Below are 968 nucleotides of genomic sequence, written 5' to 3'. Positions count from 1 at the left end.
TAGGTGTCCCAGTTCGCCCGGCTGAGCTGGCCGGTGACGGTGATGGTCTTGCCCTTCTTCACCGGCTCCGGGGAGGCGTTCACCGTCAGCTTGGAGAAGCGCTGCACGACGGTCTTGGCGATCGAGTCGTTCTCGACCAGCTCGCCGTCCTTCGTCATGACGGCCGCGCCGACACGCCACGTTCCGGCGTTCGAGTTCTCCAGCACGTACGGGTCGAAGGTGACCGTCATCGTGCAGGTGGACGTCGTCGCGTTGACCTCCTTGCACGACGGGCGGCTCTCGTTGCCGGCGACGCCGATGCTCTTCGGGTCGTCGAGGCTGGTGCCGCGCCACAGGTAGGCGAAGATCTGGCCGACGCCGGAGTCGTCCTTGGCCGTGACGGAGACCTTGTAGGTCTGCGGGGCCTTGGTGCCGACCGCGACGGGCTTGCCGCCGTTGACGACCGCGGCGGTGAACTTGCCGGGCGTGTCGGTCGCGGCGTGGAACGACTTCTTCGCCTTCGCCCCCGGCGAGGACGGGGCGGCGGTCTGCGACGACTGCGCCGCCTCGGCGGCGTGGCTCGCCGCCTGCGGCAGGTTCTCATCGGCCTGTGCGGCCGGCAGTGCGATGGCGGACAGGGCCAGGGCGCCGGAAACGGCGGCCACGGTGGCACGAATACGCATGTATCCCCAAGGAGAAGGGGCCCCGGGAACATCGTCAGCCCGGCGGGGCCATCTGGTCCATGAGCCTGTTGGCTCACCCGTACAGACCCGCCATCCCCATGAACGGTTGTATGCATTGATGACTTTTTTGTGAAGGTCGTCTTTGCGGTCGCCCTTCGCGGAACCGACGCCCCTCTCCGGCCGTCCGGGGCAAGGGCGGCCGGGACCGCGCCCGGCCCCGGCCGCCCGTGAGACCCGGGCGGCCGGGGCGTGGTGACGCTACTTCACGTCGAGGTAGTCGGCGCCCGAGGTGACGGTCGCCGTGGA

1 protein-coding gene is annotated in these 968 nt (G+C 69.3%); it reads right to left on the bottom strand.

From position 1 onward, the window contains the following. On the bottom strand, positions 1 to 662 hold a 662-nt coding region (locus EES43_RS16445; RefSeq protein ID WP_164493185.1), incomplete at its 3' end, for a DUF5707 domain-containing protein. Between the last annotated feature and the right edge of the window lie 306 nt (positions 663 to 968).

Origin of the sequence: Streptomyces sp. ADI96-02 (assembly GCF_003846185.1) — a bacterium.
Lineage (GTDB): Bacteria > Actinomycetota > Actinomycetes > Streptomycetales > Streptomycetaceae > Streptomyces.
This window is presented reverse-complemented; position numbering and strand designations above follow the sequence as displayed.